Below are 14546 nucleotides of genomic sequence, written 5' to 3'. Positions count from 1 at the left end.
ACTAAATTTTTAGTGGGACTTTTTTGTATAAATATTAAAAAATTAGGAGATAATAATAAACGCGTAAAGCGAGGTGAGTGATAATGGATAAAATACCAAATAATAAATTGATAATAATTGGTGGGGCTGAAGATAAAAAAGGAAATAAAACAATTCTTAAGGAAATCTGTAAAGAAATTAATAATGAAAAAGATTTATTAGTAGTAATGACAGTAGCATCAGAAGTTCCTTTATTAATTGGAGAAGACTATCTAAAGGTATTTAAATCATTAGGGGTAAAAAATATAAAAATATTAAATATTAATAGCAGAGAAGAAGCTAATTTAAAAGAAAATATAGAGTTTGTAAAAAAATCAAAACTCATCTTCTTTACAGGTGGAGATCAATTAAGGATTACTAGTATTTTAGGTGGGACAGAAATAAGTGATGAAATTTTAAGTAGTAAAGATAAGATTTTTGTAGGAACTTCAGCAGGAGCATCTGTAATGAGTGGGACTATGATAATCGATGGAGAAGATGAAGAATCTCCAAAGAAAAGTATAGTAAATATGTCTCCAGGATTGGGATTTTTAAATAATGTAGTTATAGATCAACATTTTGCACAACGAGGTAGAATAGGAAGGCTTCTTACAGCTGTTGCAGAACATCCAGGAATATTAGGTATAGGAATTGATGAAAATACTGCTATTGTAGTTACAGGTAACTTAATAAAAGTTATTGGTAATGGTAGTGTATATGTAATAGATGGAGATGGAATAAACTACACTAATATATCAGCACAAGATATGGATAAAGTATTAAGTATATTTAATGTTAAATTACATGTGCTAATAAGTGGAAATAGCTTTGATCTTAAGAGTAAGATACCTTTTGAGGAGGAAGAAATAGGTAATGAAAATAATAAGCAAAAGAGTATATAGAGGGAAAAATATTTACTCAAGAAAAAAATGTATAAGACTTGATTTAGACCTAGAAGGATATGCTGAAATTCCAAGTAAAGATATTGAAGGATTTAACGAAAAAATTGTTGAATATGTACCTGAGCTTAAAAAACATAGATGTGGTATAGATGTAGATGGTGGATTTTTAATAAGATTAAAAGAAGGAACATATCTTTCACATATCTGTGAGCACATAATAATTGGATTACAAAATAGATTAGGAATAGAAATATCTTATGGTAAAGCAAGAGAAGTAAAAGGTGAGCATTATTATATAATATTTCAATATTGGTATGAAAGAACAGCTTTAGAGATATCAAATTTAGCAATTGACATTATAAATGGAATAATAAAAGGTCAAGAAGTTGATGTTGAAAAAAGAATTGAAATAATAAAAGAAATAAAAAATAACGAAGAAGTTGGCCCAAGTACTAAAGCTATTATTGATTCAGCTGTTAAAAAAGGATTACCAGTATTTGAGATAGATAATTCAGGTTATTATCAAATAGGTTATGGAAAACAAAGAAGAATAATATGTTCAACTATAAGTAATTTTACAAGTTGCTTAAGTTCAGATATTGCTTGTGATAAATTTCTTACTAAACAAATATTAGATATACAAAACATACCAGTAGGTAAGATAAGTAAAGTTAGAAATGTTATTGAATTACTAAAAGAAGGCGAAGTTATAGGATATCCATTAGTAATAAAACCGCAATATGGGAATAAAGGAAATGGAGTTATTCTAAATATAAAAAATGAAAAAGAACTTTTAAAAGCTTATAAGGAAGTTTCTAAAATTTCTGATGAAATAATAATTGAAAAATATATTGTAGGAAATGATTATCGAGTATGTATAGTAAATAACAAAGTAGTAGCAGTATCTTTAAGAAGACCACCAAGAATAGTTGGAAATGGAAAAGATACAATATTACAACTAATAGAAAAAGTTAATGAAGATCCTTTAAGAGGAGAAGATCATGAAAAACCATTAACAAAAATAAAAATAGATAATGAAGTTTTAAGCAAAATAAAAGAAGCAGGATATTCAAAAGAAGATATTTTAGAAAATGGAAAAGAGATAATTCTTAGAAGAAATGCTAATATATCAACTGGAGGAACTGCAGAGGATGTTACAGATAAAATATGTGATGAAAATAAAGAACTATTAGTAAGAGCTGCTAAAGCTATAGGATTAGATATCTGTGGAATAGATGTTTGTACAGATGATATAAGCTTACCTTTAAAAGGAAGAGGAATAATAGTAGAAGTAAATGCTGCACCTGGAATAAGAATGCATCATCATCCATCTTATGGAGAAGTAAAAGATGTTGGACAGGAGATAGTAAATTATTTATATAAAGGAAATCCTAAAAATATTCCTTTAGTAGCTATAACAGGAACTAACGGAAAAACTACAACAACTAGAATGATATCACATGTTTTGAAAATGATGGGAAATGTTGTTGGTATGACTTCAACTGAAGGTATATTTATAGATGATAAATGTATTGATTTAGGTGATGATACAGGTTATGAAAGTGCTAAAAGCATTCTTATGAATAATGATGTTGATGTAGCTGTTTTAGAGACTGCTAGAGGCGGAATGATAAGAAAAGGATTAGCATATGATTTAGCTGATGTTGGAGTTTTAACTAATATAACAGAAGATCACTTAGGTTTAGATGAGATTTATACAATGGAAGATTTAGCTTTTGTAAAATCCCTTGTATTAGAAGAAGTAAAAGAAGATGGTTATTCCGTAATTAATATTGATGACCCTTGGAGTGTAAAAATATTAGATAGAGTTAAAGGTAATACGATTTATTTTACAAAAAATAAAGAAAATGAACTATTAAAAGAGAAGATATTAACTGGTGGAATAGGGGTATTTATAGATAATGATTATATAAGTGTTGTAAATAACAATAGAAAATATGATGTTATAAAAGTATCAGATGTTCCAATAACTTTAGATGGAAAAATAGATTTTAATATTGAAAATTCCTTAGCTGCATGTGCTGCTTTAGTTGGAATGGGAATAGATTATTGTATGATTTCAAGAGGCTTTAAAACTTTTGCGTTAGACAGCAAATGTAATGCTGGAAGATTTAATATATATGATGTCTCTGGTAGAACTGTGATTCTTGATTATGGACATAATGGAGAAGGCTATAAAGGAGTATTCGCTGCAATAGATAAATTAGAAAAAAATAGAGTTATTGGAGTAGTTGGAATAGCTGGAGATAGAAGTGATGAAATGGCTGCTGAAATAGGTAGATTATGTAGTGACTTCTTAGATATGATAATAGTAAAAGAAGATTATGATAGAAGAGGAAGAGCTCCAGGAGAAATGGCAAGTTTAATATTTAGAAATATTAAAAATAGCCAAAAGGAACTTTTTATTGATGAAAGAGACGCTATGAAGAGAGCTTTAGAAATAAGTGAAGAGGGAGATTTAATAATAGTTTTCTATGAGGATAGAGAAAAAGTCTTAAGTGTAATTGAAAAATGTAAAAATGATAATTTAGTTGAAAATAATGTTAAAAATAATTTGCAATAAGAAGTTAAAATTTGATTGTTTTTCAATAATTAATTAAATAAAGTAATTTATAAATAAATTAGAACAAAAATGAAATTTAAAATAATTAAATTATTTATTTAATATTTTAAGGAGAAAATTATTTATTGTATTTTAAAAATAGTATAAATTTATGATAAGAACTAAAGTAATAGATATAAACTAATTTACTTTAGTTCTTATTTTTTTATAAAAATATAAATTTTTATATTAAGTAAACAAAAACACTATCTTGCTTATTTTTAATCATTAAATAGACACATAGTTTTTCCTATGTTAAAATTATGATTAATATTTATTAAGAGAAGGGGAATCGTATGAAGATAAAGGCACATGCCAAAATTAATATTTCACTTGATATAGTGGGAAAAAAAGAAAATGGATATCATTTATTAAAAATGATAATGCAAGCTATTGACTTATATGATGAAATCATAATTGATAAATGTAAAAGTGGAATAAATATAAATTGTAATAAGCCTTATGTTCCGAATGATGAGAGAAATTTAGCTTATAAAGCCGCAAAGCTTTTTATGGAAAATTATAATATTAACTCAGGTGTTAACATAAAAATTAAAAAGAATATTCCAGTATGTGCAGGACTTGCAGGTGGAAGTACTGATGGTGCAGCTGTATTAAAGATAATGAATAAATTATTTAATATAAATGCCAGTGAAGAAAAATTAATGGAACTTGGTTTAAAATTGGGAGCAGATGTACCTTATTGTATAAAAGGGGGAACAGCTCTTTGTGAAGGAATCGGAGAAGAGGTTACTGAACTAAAGGGGTTTAAAAATAAAATAGTAGTTTTAGTAAAGCCAGCTTTTGGTGTTTCAACAAAAGCAGTATATGAAGAGTTTGATTTAGATAGAGTAATATTTCATCCAAACACAGAAGATATCATAGATGCAATGGATAAAGATGATTTGAAATTTGTATCTAAAAACATGAAAAATTTACTTGAAAATGTAACTCTAAGAAAACATAAAGAAATTATTCAAATAAAAGATTCGATGATTAAAATGGGGGCTTTAGGTGCAATGATGAGTGGAAGTGGCCCAACAGTTTTTGCGTTTTTTGATGATATGTTAAAAGCTCAATATTGTTATGACAATATGAAAAAAAGATATAAAGATGTATTTTTAACTAGAACAATTTAAAAATATATAACTTTTGTATAAAACTCTCTTGATTGGTAATAATCATTACTATTAAGGGGGTTTTATTTATGAGAAAATTATTAGGAATAGTATTAATTATAAATTTATTTGCACTTACAGGGTGTGCAGGAAATATAAAAAAGGTAGAATCAGATAGAGGAGTAACTTATTCTTATGAAGATGTTAAGGACAAGCTAATAAGATTTCATGTATTAGCTAATAGTAATAGTGATGAAGATCAAGCTTTAAAATTGAAAGTAAAAGATAATGTTATAAAATATATGGAACCAATTTTAAAGAAATCTGAAAGCTTAGAAATGACTAGAGATTTGTTAAAAGAAAATAAGGACAAAGTACAAGCTATCGCAGAAAAAATAATAAAAGAAGAAGGTTATGATTATAAAGTTTCAATTGAACTTAAAAAAGAAAATTTTCCAGAGAAAATTTATGGGAATATAATTCTTCCTCAAGGAGAATATGAAGCTTTTAGAATATTAATAGGTGATTATAAAGGTGAAAATTGGTGGTGTGTTATGTTTCCACCATTATGTTTTACTGATGTAACTAAAGGTGAGTTATCTTATGAAGAAACGGAAAAGACTATGGATAGCATGATAGATGGGAATGTAGCATATGAAGAGGAAGAAGATGTAAAAGTTAAAGTTAAAATTTTTGAAGTAATAAAAGAATTGTTTTAAAATTCAAAAAATACTTGATAAAAAGTCTTAATAATCATAAACTTTAATTTGTAGCTTAAATAAAAAAGAAGTTAGGGATTTTTATTTATATATATAAATTAGGAGGAAAATTTATGACTAGAGCATTAGCAATGGTATCTGGTGGATTAGACAGTATACTAGCAGCAAAATTAATAAAAGATCAAGGTATTGAAGTTATAGGAGTTTGCTTTAGATCTTATTTCTTTAATGAAGAGAATGCGAGAAGAATGACAAAGCAAATAGATATTCCATTAGAAGTAGTTGATTTTTCAAATGAACACTTCCAAATGGTTAAAAATCCAAAGCATGGTTGGGGAAAAAATATGAATCCATGCATAGATTGTCACGCAATGATGATGAGATATTCAGGAGAATTATTAAAAAAATTTGATGCAGACTTTATAATAACTGGTGAAGTTTTAAATCAAAGACCAATGTCACAAAATAAACAAGCATTAGGAAAAGTAAAAGCTGAATCTGGATTTGCAGACAAAATCTTAAGACCTTTATGTGCACAAAACTTAGAAGAAACTGAAATGGAGAAAAGTGGTTTAGTAGATAGATCAAAATTACTTAAAATTTCAGGAAGAAGTAGAAAACCACAAATGGCTCTTGCAGAAGAATGGGGAATAAAAGATTATCCATCACCAGCAGGTGGATGTAGATTAACAGAACCAAACTTCTCATTAAGATTAAAAGAAACACTTCAAAGACAAGGTGATGCAACACCAAAAGAAATTGAGCTTTTAAGATATGGTAGACACTTTGTAAGTGAAGCTGGTAAGACTATTATAGTAACAAGAACAAAAGAAGAAGGAGATGCTATAAAAAGTCTTTTATCTAAAGAAGATACAGTAATGTATCCTGTAAGCCATAATGGAGCTATGGTTATAATTAGTGGAGATGCTAGTGAAGAAGATATTAAATTAGGAGCTAAAATTGCAGGTAGATATAGCAAAGGAAAAGATGAGGAAGCTGTAGAAGTATCATATGGTAAATTTGGATGTAAATTTGATGGTACATTATCTATTAAACCTGCAACTGATGAAGAGATAGAAAAATATATAGTTCAAATGAAGTAGGAGGTATTTTTATGGAAAAAGACGCAGTTATAAAAATATTAAGTAATGCTACTATGGAAAACAATGAACTTATTGAAGTTCTATCACCAGGAAAATTTATAATTACTGAAGATGAATTTGTTGCCAAATATAAGGAAACAGAAATATCAGGAATGGCTGGTACTAATACTACTTTAAGAGTAAATAAAGATTATGTAGTACTTGAAAGAGAAGGAAGTACAAGTACTAAAATGGATTTTAGAAAAGGTGAATCTACTGTATCTTTATATAATACTCCTTATGGTATGTTAGAGCTTACAATAAATACACATAAATTAAACATTGATGTTACAGAAAATGGTGGTAAAGTTTTTATCGAATATGATATGAAAGTTTTAGATCAAGCACCTTTTAAAACACAAATAAGTTTAGACATACAAACTAAATAAAAGAACATAATGCCTTAAAAGGAATTCCTTTTAAGGCATAATTTTTATATATTTTTAAACATATTTATAAAAAACATAATTAGTTTTACAATATAAATAGTTATATTTTTAAATTAAATATAAAATATTTTTTTATAATAATGAACAAAGATATATAAGTGTTTAATTAGTATAAAAGGAAATAGGTAAGATAATAATATGATTAAGTAAAAAAATTCCAATAATATGAACAAAATAAGACTAGAAATTGAATTTTGATTGTGATAGTATAATATCTATGTTGTTAAGATTTGCACAAGCGCAAATAACCCCACAATTTATTTTTATGGGGTAATATCTATTATACAGAGTTAAAACGTGAATGTCAACAAAAAAGATAAAAATTAAGGGAGGATATAAAATGAAACAAACAAAATATGTATTCGTAACAGGTGGAGTAGTATCTGCATTAGGAAAAGGGATAACTGCAGCTTCATTAGGAAGATTATTAAAAAATAGAGGAGTTAAAGTTTCAATACAAAAATTTGACCCATATTTAAATGTAGACCCAGGAACTATGAGTCCATATCAACATGGGGAAGTATTCGTAACAGATGATGGAGCAGAAACAGACTTAGACCTAGGACATTATGAAAGATTTATAGATGAAAACTTAAGTCAAAATAGTAATATTACTACAGGAAGAATTTATTGGTCAGTAATCTCAAAAGAAAGAAGAGGAGAATATCTTGGAGGAACAGTTCAAGTTATACCTCACATAACAAATGCTATAAAAGAAAAAGTTTATAGAGTGTCAAAAGAAAGAGATGTAGATGTAGTTATTACAGAAATCGGGGGAACTGTTGGAGATATTGAATCACAACCATTCTTAGAAGCAATAAGACAAGTAAGAAGCGAAGTTGGAGGAGAAAATGTTTGTTTCATACACGTAACTTTAGTTCCTTTCTTAGGAAAAGCAGGAGAACTAAAAACTAAACCAACTCAACATTCAGTTAAAGAATTAAGAAGTATAGGTATCCAACCAGATATAATAGTTTGTAGATCAGAAAAAGAATTATCAGAAGATATAAAAAATAAAATAGGTTTATTCTGTAACATAGATGGAAAATCAGTTATTCAAAACTTAGATGCGGAACATTTATATGAAGTACCATTATTATTACATGATGAAGGATTAGATAATCTTGTATGCGAAAAATTACACTTAGGATGCAGAGATATAGATAATACTGAGTGGATAAATATGGTTCAAAAAATAAAGAATTTAAAAGAAGAAGTTAACATAGCTTTAGTCGGAAAATATGTTGAATTACATGATGCTTATATTTCAGTAGTTGAAGCATTAAGTCACGGTGGATTAGATAATAACTCTAAAGTAAATATAAAATGGATTAATTCAGAAGAATTAGAAAATATGGATACTAATGAAGCGCTAAAAGGAGTAGATGGTATATTAGTTCCAGGTGGATTTGGTGATAGAGGAGTAGAAGGTAAAATTGAAGCTATAAGATGGGCAAGAGAAAATAAAGTACCATTCTTAGGAATCTGTTTAGGAATGCAATGTGCTGTTATAGAGTTTGCAAGAAATGTTTTAGGATTAGAAGGAGCTCACAGTTCAGAATTAAATCCAGAAACTAAATATCCAGTAATAGATTTAATGTCAGACCAAAAAGATATAGAAGATTTAGGTGGAACTATGAGACTTGGATTATATCCTTGTAGATTAGATGAAAATACTAAATCATATGAATTATACAAAGATGAAGTTATATACGAAAGACATAGACATAGATATGAGTTTAATAATGAATTCAGAACAAGAATAGAAGAAGCTGGAATGACAATAGCAGGAACAAGCCCAGATTCAAGACTTGTTGAAATAATAGAAATAAAAGATCATCCATGGTTTGTTGCAGCTCAATTCCATCCAGAATTAAAATCAAGACCAAATAGACCACATCCATTATTTGCAGGATTTATTAAAGCAGCTATGGAAAATAAGAATAAATAATAATAAAAAAGGATACTCTTTAAAATAGAGTATTCTTTTTTTATTTAAATATTTAATCTTGCAAAATTTTAAATCATAAAGGATAATATAATAAAAGTCTTGTAATTCTAATATTCTTAGTTAAAAATCCCAATTGATTATAAAATTACATATAAATATGGAGGTGTAGCTTTGTCAAAAGAATTATATTCAAGCATGACTTTAGTTAAGTTAAGAGAAGTAGCTAAAGAGCTAGAAATAAAAAATATATCAAAGTTTAAAAAAGATGATTTAGTAAATGAAATATTAAAATATAAAGAAAATAAAACAAATACTGTAGAAAATAAAATAAATAAAGATGGTGTTATATTACAAGAAAAAATATCACCAAAAACAAGAGAAAATAAACAATTAGAAAATCAAAATTCAAATTATTCTAATAATAATTATTCAAATAATAATAGAAGTACAGAAACAGGTTTCTCATCAAATGTTCAAACTGTTTCAGGAATATTAGAGATACAAGAGAGTAATAGTTTTGGATTCTTAAGAGGAGAAAACTATTTAAGTAGTAGTGCAGATATATATGTTTCACCAGCACAAATAAGAAGATTTAATCTTTCTACTGGAGATAAACTTCAAGGTAAAGCTAGAGAAGCAAAAGAAGGAGAAAAATTTAAGGCATTAATTTATGTTGATACAGTAAATGATGAATCTCCAGAAAAAGCTATAAGAAGAACTAGATTCGAAAAATTAACACCTATATATCCAAAAGAAAGAATAAGACTTGAGGGAAAAGATAATAATGAATTATCAACAAGACTTATGGATATTATTTGTCCAATAGGAAAGGGACAAAGAGGGCTTATTGTAGCACCTCCAAAAGCAGGTAAAACAACACTTTTAAAAACAATTGCTAGAAATATATCTATTAATTGTCCTGATATAAAGATAATAGTTCTTTTAATTGATGAAAGACCAGAGGAAGTTACTGATATGCAACGTTCAATAAATGGAGAAGTTATATATTCAACATTTGATGAAGAACCTCAAAATCATGCTAAAGTTTCACAAATGGTTCTTGAAAGAGGGAAAAGAATGGTTGAACAAGGACAGGATGTAGTTATATTATTAGATAGTTTAACAAGACTTTCAAGAGCATATAACTTAACAATAACTCCAACAGGTAGAACTCTTTCAGGTGGATTAGATCCAGGAGCTTTAATTATGCCAAAAAAATTCTTTGGAGCAGCTAGAAATATTGAAGAAGGCGGAAGTTTAACTATTCTTGCAACAGCTTTAGTTGATACAGGGTCAAGAATGGATGATATGATTTTTGAAGAATTTAAGGGAACAGGAAATATGGAAGTTCATTTAGATAGAAGACTTCAAGAAAGAAGAATATTCCCAGCTATAGATATTTATAAATCTGGAACAAGAAAAGAGGATTTATTATTATCAGAAGAAGAAAAAGAAGTTGCATACAACATTAGAAAAACAATGTATTCTGATGGAAATGGAGATAATGTAACTGAAAATCTTATAAAGATTTTATCAAAAACAAAAAATAATGATGATTTTATAAGAGTATTTGAAAAGATGACAAAATTATAAAAAATAAAGTGATACAGAGGTTAAATTCTGTATCACTTTATTAGCTTTTCAGATAAATCTATTATTTTTTCAATAGAATAAGTATCTGATAGAGCTTTTATTCTAAATTTTATTTCAGAAAGCTTACTAGGATTTTCTATTAAATCATTAATAAGAGTATTTATATCTGAAATTTTATCTACACTAAGAGCTAAGCCGTTAGAAGTTAAAAATTCTGTATTTTCGCTTTCTTGTCCAGGAATAGAGAATGGAATTATTAATGGTAAATTTTTTGCTACTGATTCAGTAACAGTAAGTCCACCTGGTTTTGAAATTAAAACATCAGAATACTCCATAAATGAAACTATATCATTTGAAAAGCCTAATATATGAAGTTTTTTATCTTTATAATTTTCACTTAGATGATGATCTAAGTTATTCTTAAGTTCTTTATTATTCCCACATATTACAGTTATCCTAAGTTTATTAGGATTTTTTAAAAGTTCTTCTAATACAAAAGAAATATTTCTTAATCCCATACTGCCACTCATTAATAGGACATTGAAATAACCATCTTGTTTAATGTCATCTATATTAGGATCTCTTAAAAAGAAATCTTCCTTTATAGGAATACCAAGAGGGTATATTTTATCTTCATTTATTCCTTTTTTTATGAGCCAATTCTTAGTAAATTTGCTTCCAGTTATATAAAGGTCAGTAGATTTGCTAACATATGTATAATGTGCCTTAAAATCAGTTACTATTGATATAAATGGAACTTTAACTCCCATTCTTTTTAGTCCTGAAATTAAACAAATACTAAGAGGATGTGTTGTGACAATTAAATCAGGATTTTCCTCTTTTATCATATTAAAAACTCTTTTTCTAACAAGATAAAATGGAATAGTTGATAATGTATTAATTGTAGGATTATTAGTTAATTTATAAAATAATCCATACATTTCAGGGAAATTCATAGCAGAAACTTCATAAGACCCAACAAATAATGCTAGTAGAAGTTTACTACTTCCTTCTAAGAAGTCACGTCTAGATGTTTCAAATCCTCTCTTTTTAAAGGCAACATTTAGGGAATCAGCAGCTTGGTTATGACCTTGTCCAGTTGAAGCTGATAAAATTAAAACCTTTTTCATTAAATTCACTCTCTTTATTTAAAATTGATAAATATAGTCTAACATTTATTTTTACTAAATAAAATACAATTTTTTATAAGAAAAATGGGAAAGACGATGTCTTTCCCCTAAATTTCTATTTGTTAAGGTTGAATCTTTTGTTGAATTTATCAACTCTTCCACCAACGTCAACAATTTTTTGCTTACCAGTGAAGAATGGGTGGCATTTAGAACATATTTCAACTTTTAACTCTTCTTTAACAGAACCAGTTGTAAAAGTGTTTCCACATGCACACTTAACCACAGCATCGTGATGGTATTCTGGATGTATGCCTTGTTTCATTTATTTCACCTCTTTATAAAAAATTTTATTTTTCAAATAACTACTAGAGTATAACATATGTATATAGGGCAGTCAACAAGTGCTATTTGGAAAAATATCTTTTTATAAATTTATATAAATGATATAATCAATTATAAAAGTTTAAAGAAGAGGGAGAGATAAAAAATTGAGCAAATTATACTTTAGATATGGGGCTATGAACTCAGGAAAATCAACACACTTAATGCAAGTTGCACATAATTACGAAGAAAGAGGAATGAGAGTAGTCTTACTAAAGCCTTTTACTGATAAAAAAGGTGGAAATAATTTAGTTTCAAGATTAGGAGTAATAAGAGAAGTTGATTATTTAATTGAAGAGAAAGATAATATAGTAGAAATTATAGAAAAAGATGTAGAACAAAAAGGGAAACTTAACTGTATTTTAGTAGATGAAGTACAATTCTTAAAAAGCTATCAAATAGATGAATTATTTAAAATAGCAGTTAAAAATGGAATTCCTATAATTTGCTATGGACTTAGAACTGATTTTAAAATGAATGGTTTTGAAGGTAGTGAGAGACTATTATTAATAGCACATAGTATAGAAGAAATGAAAACTATATGTAAATGTGGAAATAAAGCAATAGTTAATGCAAGAAAAGTAAATGGAAAGTTTGTTTTTGAAGGAGAGCAAGTAGCTATTGATAATACAGATGATGTTCAATATGAATCTTTATGTGGGGAATGCTTTTTTAGATTTAAAGAAAATAAATAAATTTTTGGAGGGTATTGAATGAAGAGAAGTGATGTTGGTGGGCAAGCGGTTATAGAAGGAGTTATGATGCGAGGCTCTAAAGGAATCGCAACAGCTGTTAGAACCGAAAAAGGTAAAATTGAAATTGATATGCAAAGAACTATTCCTGTTACTAAAAAACATAAATATTTAAATATACCGTTTATAAGGGGGGTATTTGTACTTGTTGATTCTCTTAGACAAGGAATAAAAGCTTTAAATTATTCTTCTAGTTTTTTTGAAGATTGTGAAGAGTCTAAATTTGAAGATTTTCTTAGAAGAAAGTTAGGGGAAAAAGCAAATGATGCAATAATATACTTCACAATAGGATTATCACTTTTATTATCAGCAATTATATTTTTAGCTATTCCAACAGCAATAGCATCTTTATTTAAATATTTCGGATTAGGAGATATAGGATTAAATATAATAGAAGCTATTATTAGAATTAGTATACTTATATTATATATGTATGGAATAAGTAAATTAGAGGATATATACAGATTATTTCAATATCATGGAGCTGAACATAAGACAATATTTTGTTATGAAGCAGGAGAAAAGTTAACTGTTGAAAATGTAAGAAAATATTCAAGATTTCATCCAAGATGCGGAACTAATTTCTTATTTTTAGTTATGCTTGTCAGCATACTTCTTTTTACTTTTACAGGATGGGGTGGATTTTTCGAGAGGCTAATTTTAAGAATATTACTTATTCCATTGGTATCAGGAATAAGTTACGAAATAATAAGATGGCTAGGAAAAAACAATAGCAAATTAGCAAAGATTATATCTGCACCAGGATTAAAACTTCAAAATTTAACAACTAGAGAACCAGATGATAGCCAATTAGAGGTTGCTATAGTCGCATTAAAAACAGCAGAAGGAATACCGGAGGATAAAAAAATGATTCTGGATTTAATAAACTTAGGAACTAAAAAATTAGAAGAAAATAAAATTGAAACACCAAGATTAGATGCTACACTTCTTTTAGGAAAAGTTATAAATAAAGATAGACTATATATGTTAACTAATGGAAATGAAGAAGTTAGCTTAGAAGATGAAAAAGAGTATTTTTCATTAATTGAGGAAAGAATGAAAAATAAACCAATAAAATATATTTTAGGAACTTGCGAGTTTATGGGATTAGACTTAAATGTAAGAGAAGGAGTTTTAATTCCAAGAGGAGATACAGAAGTATTAGTAGAGAGAGTTTTAAAAGAGATAAAAGAAGATGATGAAATAAAAGTATGTGACTTATGTTGTGGAAGTGGAGCAATTGGAATAGCATTAGCTCATTTTAGGAAGAATATAACTGTTGATTCAATAGATTATTTTCCTATACCAGAAGAGGTTACAAAGGAAAATATAATAAAACATGGTTTAGAAGACAGAGTTAATTTTATTAAGAGTAATTTATTAGATGAAATAATAAAAAATTCTAAGAAATATAAAATAATAGTATCTAATCCTCCTTATATAAAGGAAGAAGATATAAAAGAATTAATGAATGATGTAAAAGAATATGAACCTCATACTGCTTTAAATGGTGGAGCTGATGGACTAGTATTTTATAGAAATATAGTTGAACATAGTTTAGAAGCTTTAGAAGAAAATGGAGTATTAGCTTTTGAAATTGGATTTGACCAAGGTGATGATGTTAAAGAATTAATGGAAAAGGCAGGTTATAAAGATATAGAGGTTATTAAAGATTTAGCAGAGCTTGATAGAGTGGTTATTGGAAGGTATATTGTTGAAAATGAGAGAAAGACTATGATATAATTATAGAATATGAAAAAATTTAGTA

Annotated in this window: 12 protein-coding genes; 10 read left to right on the top strand and 2 right to left on the bottom strand. The window is 27.4% G+C overall.

What is annotated here, in order from left to right; all coding sequences use genetic code 11:
• Positions 1 to 83: 83 nt before the first annotated feature.
• The 8 genes from HMPREF1092_RS10695 (at position 84) to rho (ending at position 10515) form a co-directional block, all read left to right on the top strand.
• Complete coding sequence (locus HMPREF1092_RS10695) at positions 84 to 920, top strand: cyanophycinase (RefSeq protein WP_002598692.1); 837 nt, start codon at positions 84 to 86, stop codon at positions 918 to 920.
• Positions 892 to 3504, top strand: coding sequence for a cyanophycin synthetase (gene cphA / locus HMPREF1092_RS10690; RefSeq protein ID WP_002598691.1), 2613 nt, complete (start codon positions 892 to 894; stop codon positions 3502 to 3504). Before HMPREF1092_RS10695 ends, cphA begins: the two co-directional genes overlap by 29 nt.
• A gap of 335 nt (positions 3505 to 3839) precedes the next feature.
• The gene (ispE, locus tag HMPREF1092_RS10685; protein WP_002598690.1) at positions 3840 to 4682 is read left to right on the top strand and encodes a 4-(cytidine 5'-diphospho)-2-C-methyl-D-erythritol kinase; all 843 of its coding nucleotides are present in this window, start codon (positions 3840 to 3842) and stop codon (positions 4680 to 4682) included.
• 68 nt (positions 4683 to 4750) lie between these two features.
• Entirely contained in the window at positions 4751 to 5380 is a 630-nt protein-coding gene (gene spoIIR, locus HMPREF1092_RS10680) for a stage II sporulation protein R (protein ID WP_002598689.1), read from the top strand.
• A 113-nt stretch (positions 5381 to 5493) separates the two neighbouring features.
• On the top strand, positions 5494 to 6483 hold the full coding sequence (locus tag HMPREF1092_RS10675) for a DUF814 domain-containing protein (protein ID WP_002598688.1): 990 nt from the start codon (positions 5494 to 5496) through the stop codon (positions 6481 to 6483).
• Between the two features lie 11 nt (positions 6484 to 6494).
• Positions 6495 to 6911, top strand: coding sequence for a YwiB family protein (locus HMPREF1092_RS10670; protein WP_002598687.1), 417 nt, complete (start codon positions 6495 to 6497; stop codon positions 6909 to 6911).
• Positions 6912 to 7311: 400 nt separating this feature from the next.
• A complete protein-coding gene (locus HMPREF1092_RS10665) occupies positions 7312 to 8922 on the top strand; it encodes a CTP synthase (protein ID WP_002598686.1) in 1611 nt (536 codons plus the stop codon).
• A gap of 171 nt (positions 8923 to 9093) precedes the next feature.
• A complete protein-coding gene (gene rho / locus HMPREF1092_RS10660) occupies positions 9094 to 10515 on the top strand; it encodes a transcription termination factor Rho (protein ID WP_002598685.1) in 1422 nt (473 codons plus the stop codon).
• A gap of 32 nt (positions 10516 to 10547) precedes the next feature.
• Here the strand turns inward: rho and HMPREF1092_RS10655 are convergent, their stop codons facing one another.
• Together HMPREF1092_RS10655 and rpmE are read right to left on the bottom strand one after the other, a co-directional pair.
• Positions 10548 to 11645, bottom strand: coding sequence for an MGDG synthase family glycosyltransferase (locus HMPREF1092_RS10655; RefSeq protein ID WP_002598684.1), 1098 nt, complete (start codon positions 11643 to 11645; stop codon positions 10548 to 10550).
• Between the two features lie 115 nt (positions 11646 to 11760).
• Positions 11761 to 11967, bottom strand: a complete 207-nt coding sequence (gene rpmE / locus HMPREF1092_RS10650) for a 50S ribosomal protein L31 (RefSeq protein ID WP_002598683.1) — start codon at positions 11965 to 11967, stop codon at positions 11761 to 11763.
• A 166-nt stretch (positions 11968 to 12133) separates the two neighbouring features.
• Here rpmE and HMPREF1092_RS10645 point away from each other — a divergent pair, with 166 nt between their 5' ends.
• Both HMPREF1092_RS10645 and prmC read left to right on the top strand, forming a co-directional pair.
• On the top strand, positions 12134 to 12721 hold the full coding sequence (locus tag HMPREF1092_RS10645; protein WP_002598682.1) for a thymidine kinase: 588 nt from the start codon (positions 12134 to 12136) through the stop codon (positions 12719 to 12721).
• A gap of 18 nt (positions 12722 to 12739) precedes the next feature.
• A complete protein-coding gene (gene prmC / locus HMPREF1092_RS10640; protein WP_002598681.1) occupies positions 12740 to 14521 on the top strand; it encodes a peptide chain release factor N(5)-glutamine methyltransferase in 1782 nt (593 codons plus the stop codon).
• The last annotated feature ends 25 nt before the right edge of the window (positions 14522 to 14546 follow it).

Source organism: Clostridium thermobutyricum (assembly GCF_000371465.1).
Taxonomy (GTDB): Bacteria; Bacillota; Clostridia; order Clostridiales; family Clostridiaceae; genus Clostridium; species Clostridium thermobutyricum.
This window is presented reverse-complemented; position numbering and strand designations above follow the sequence as displayed.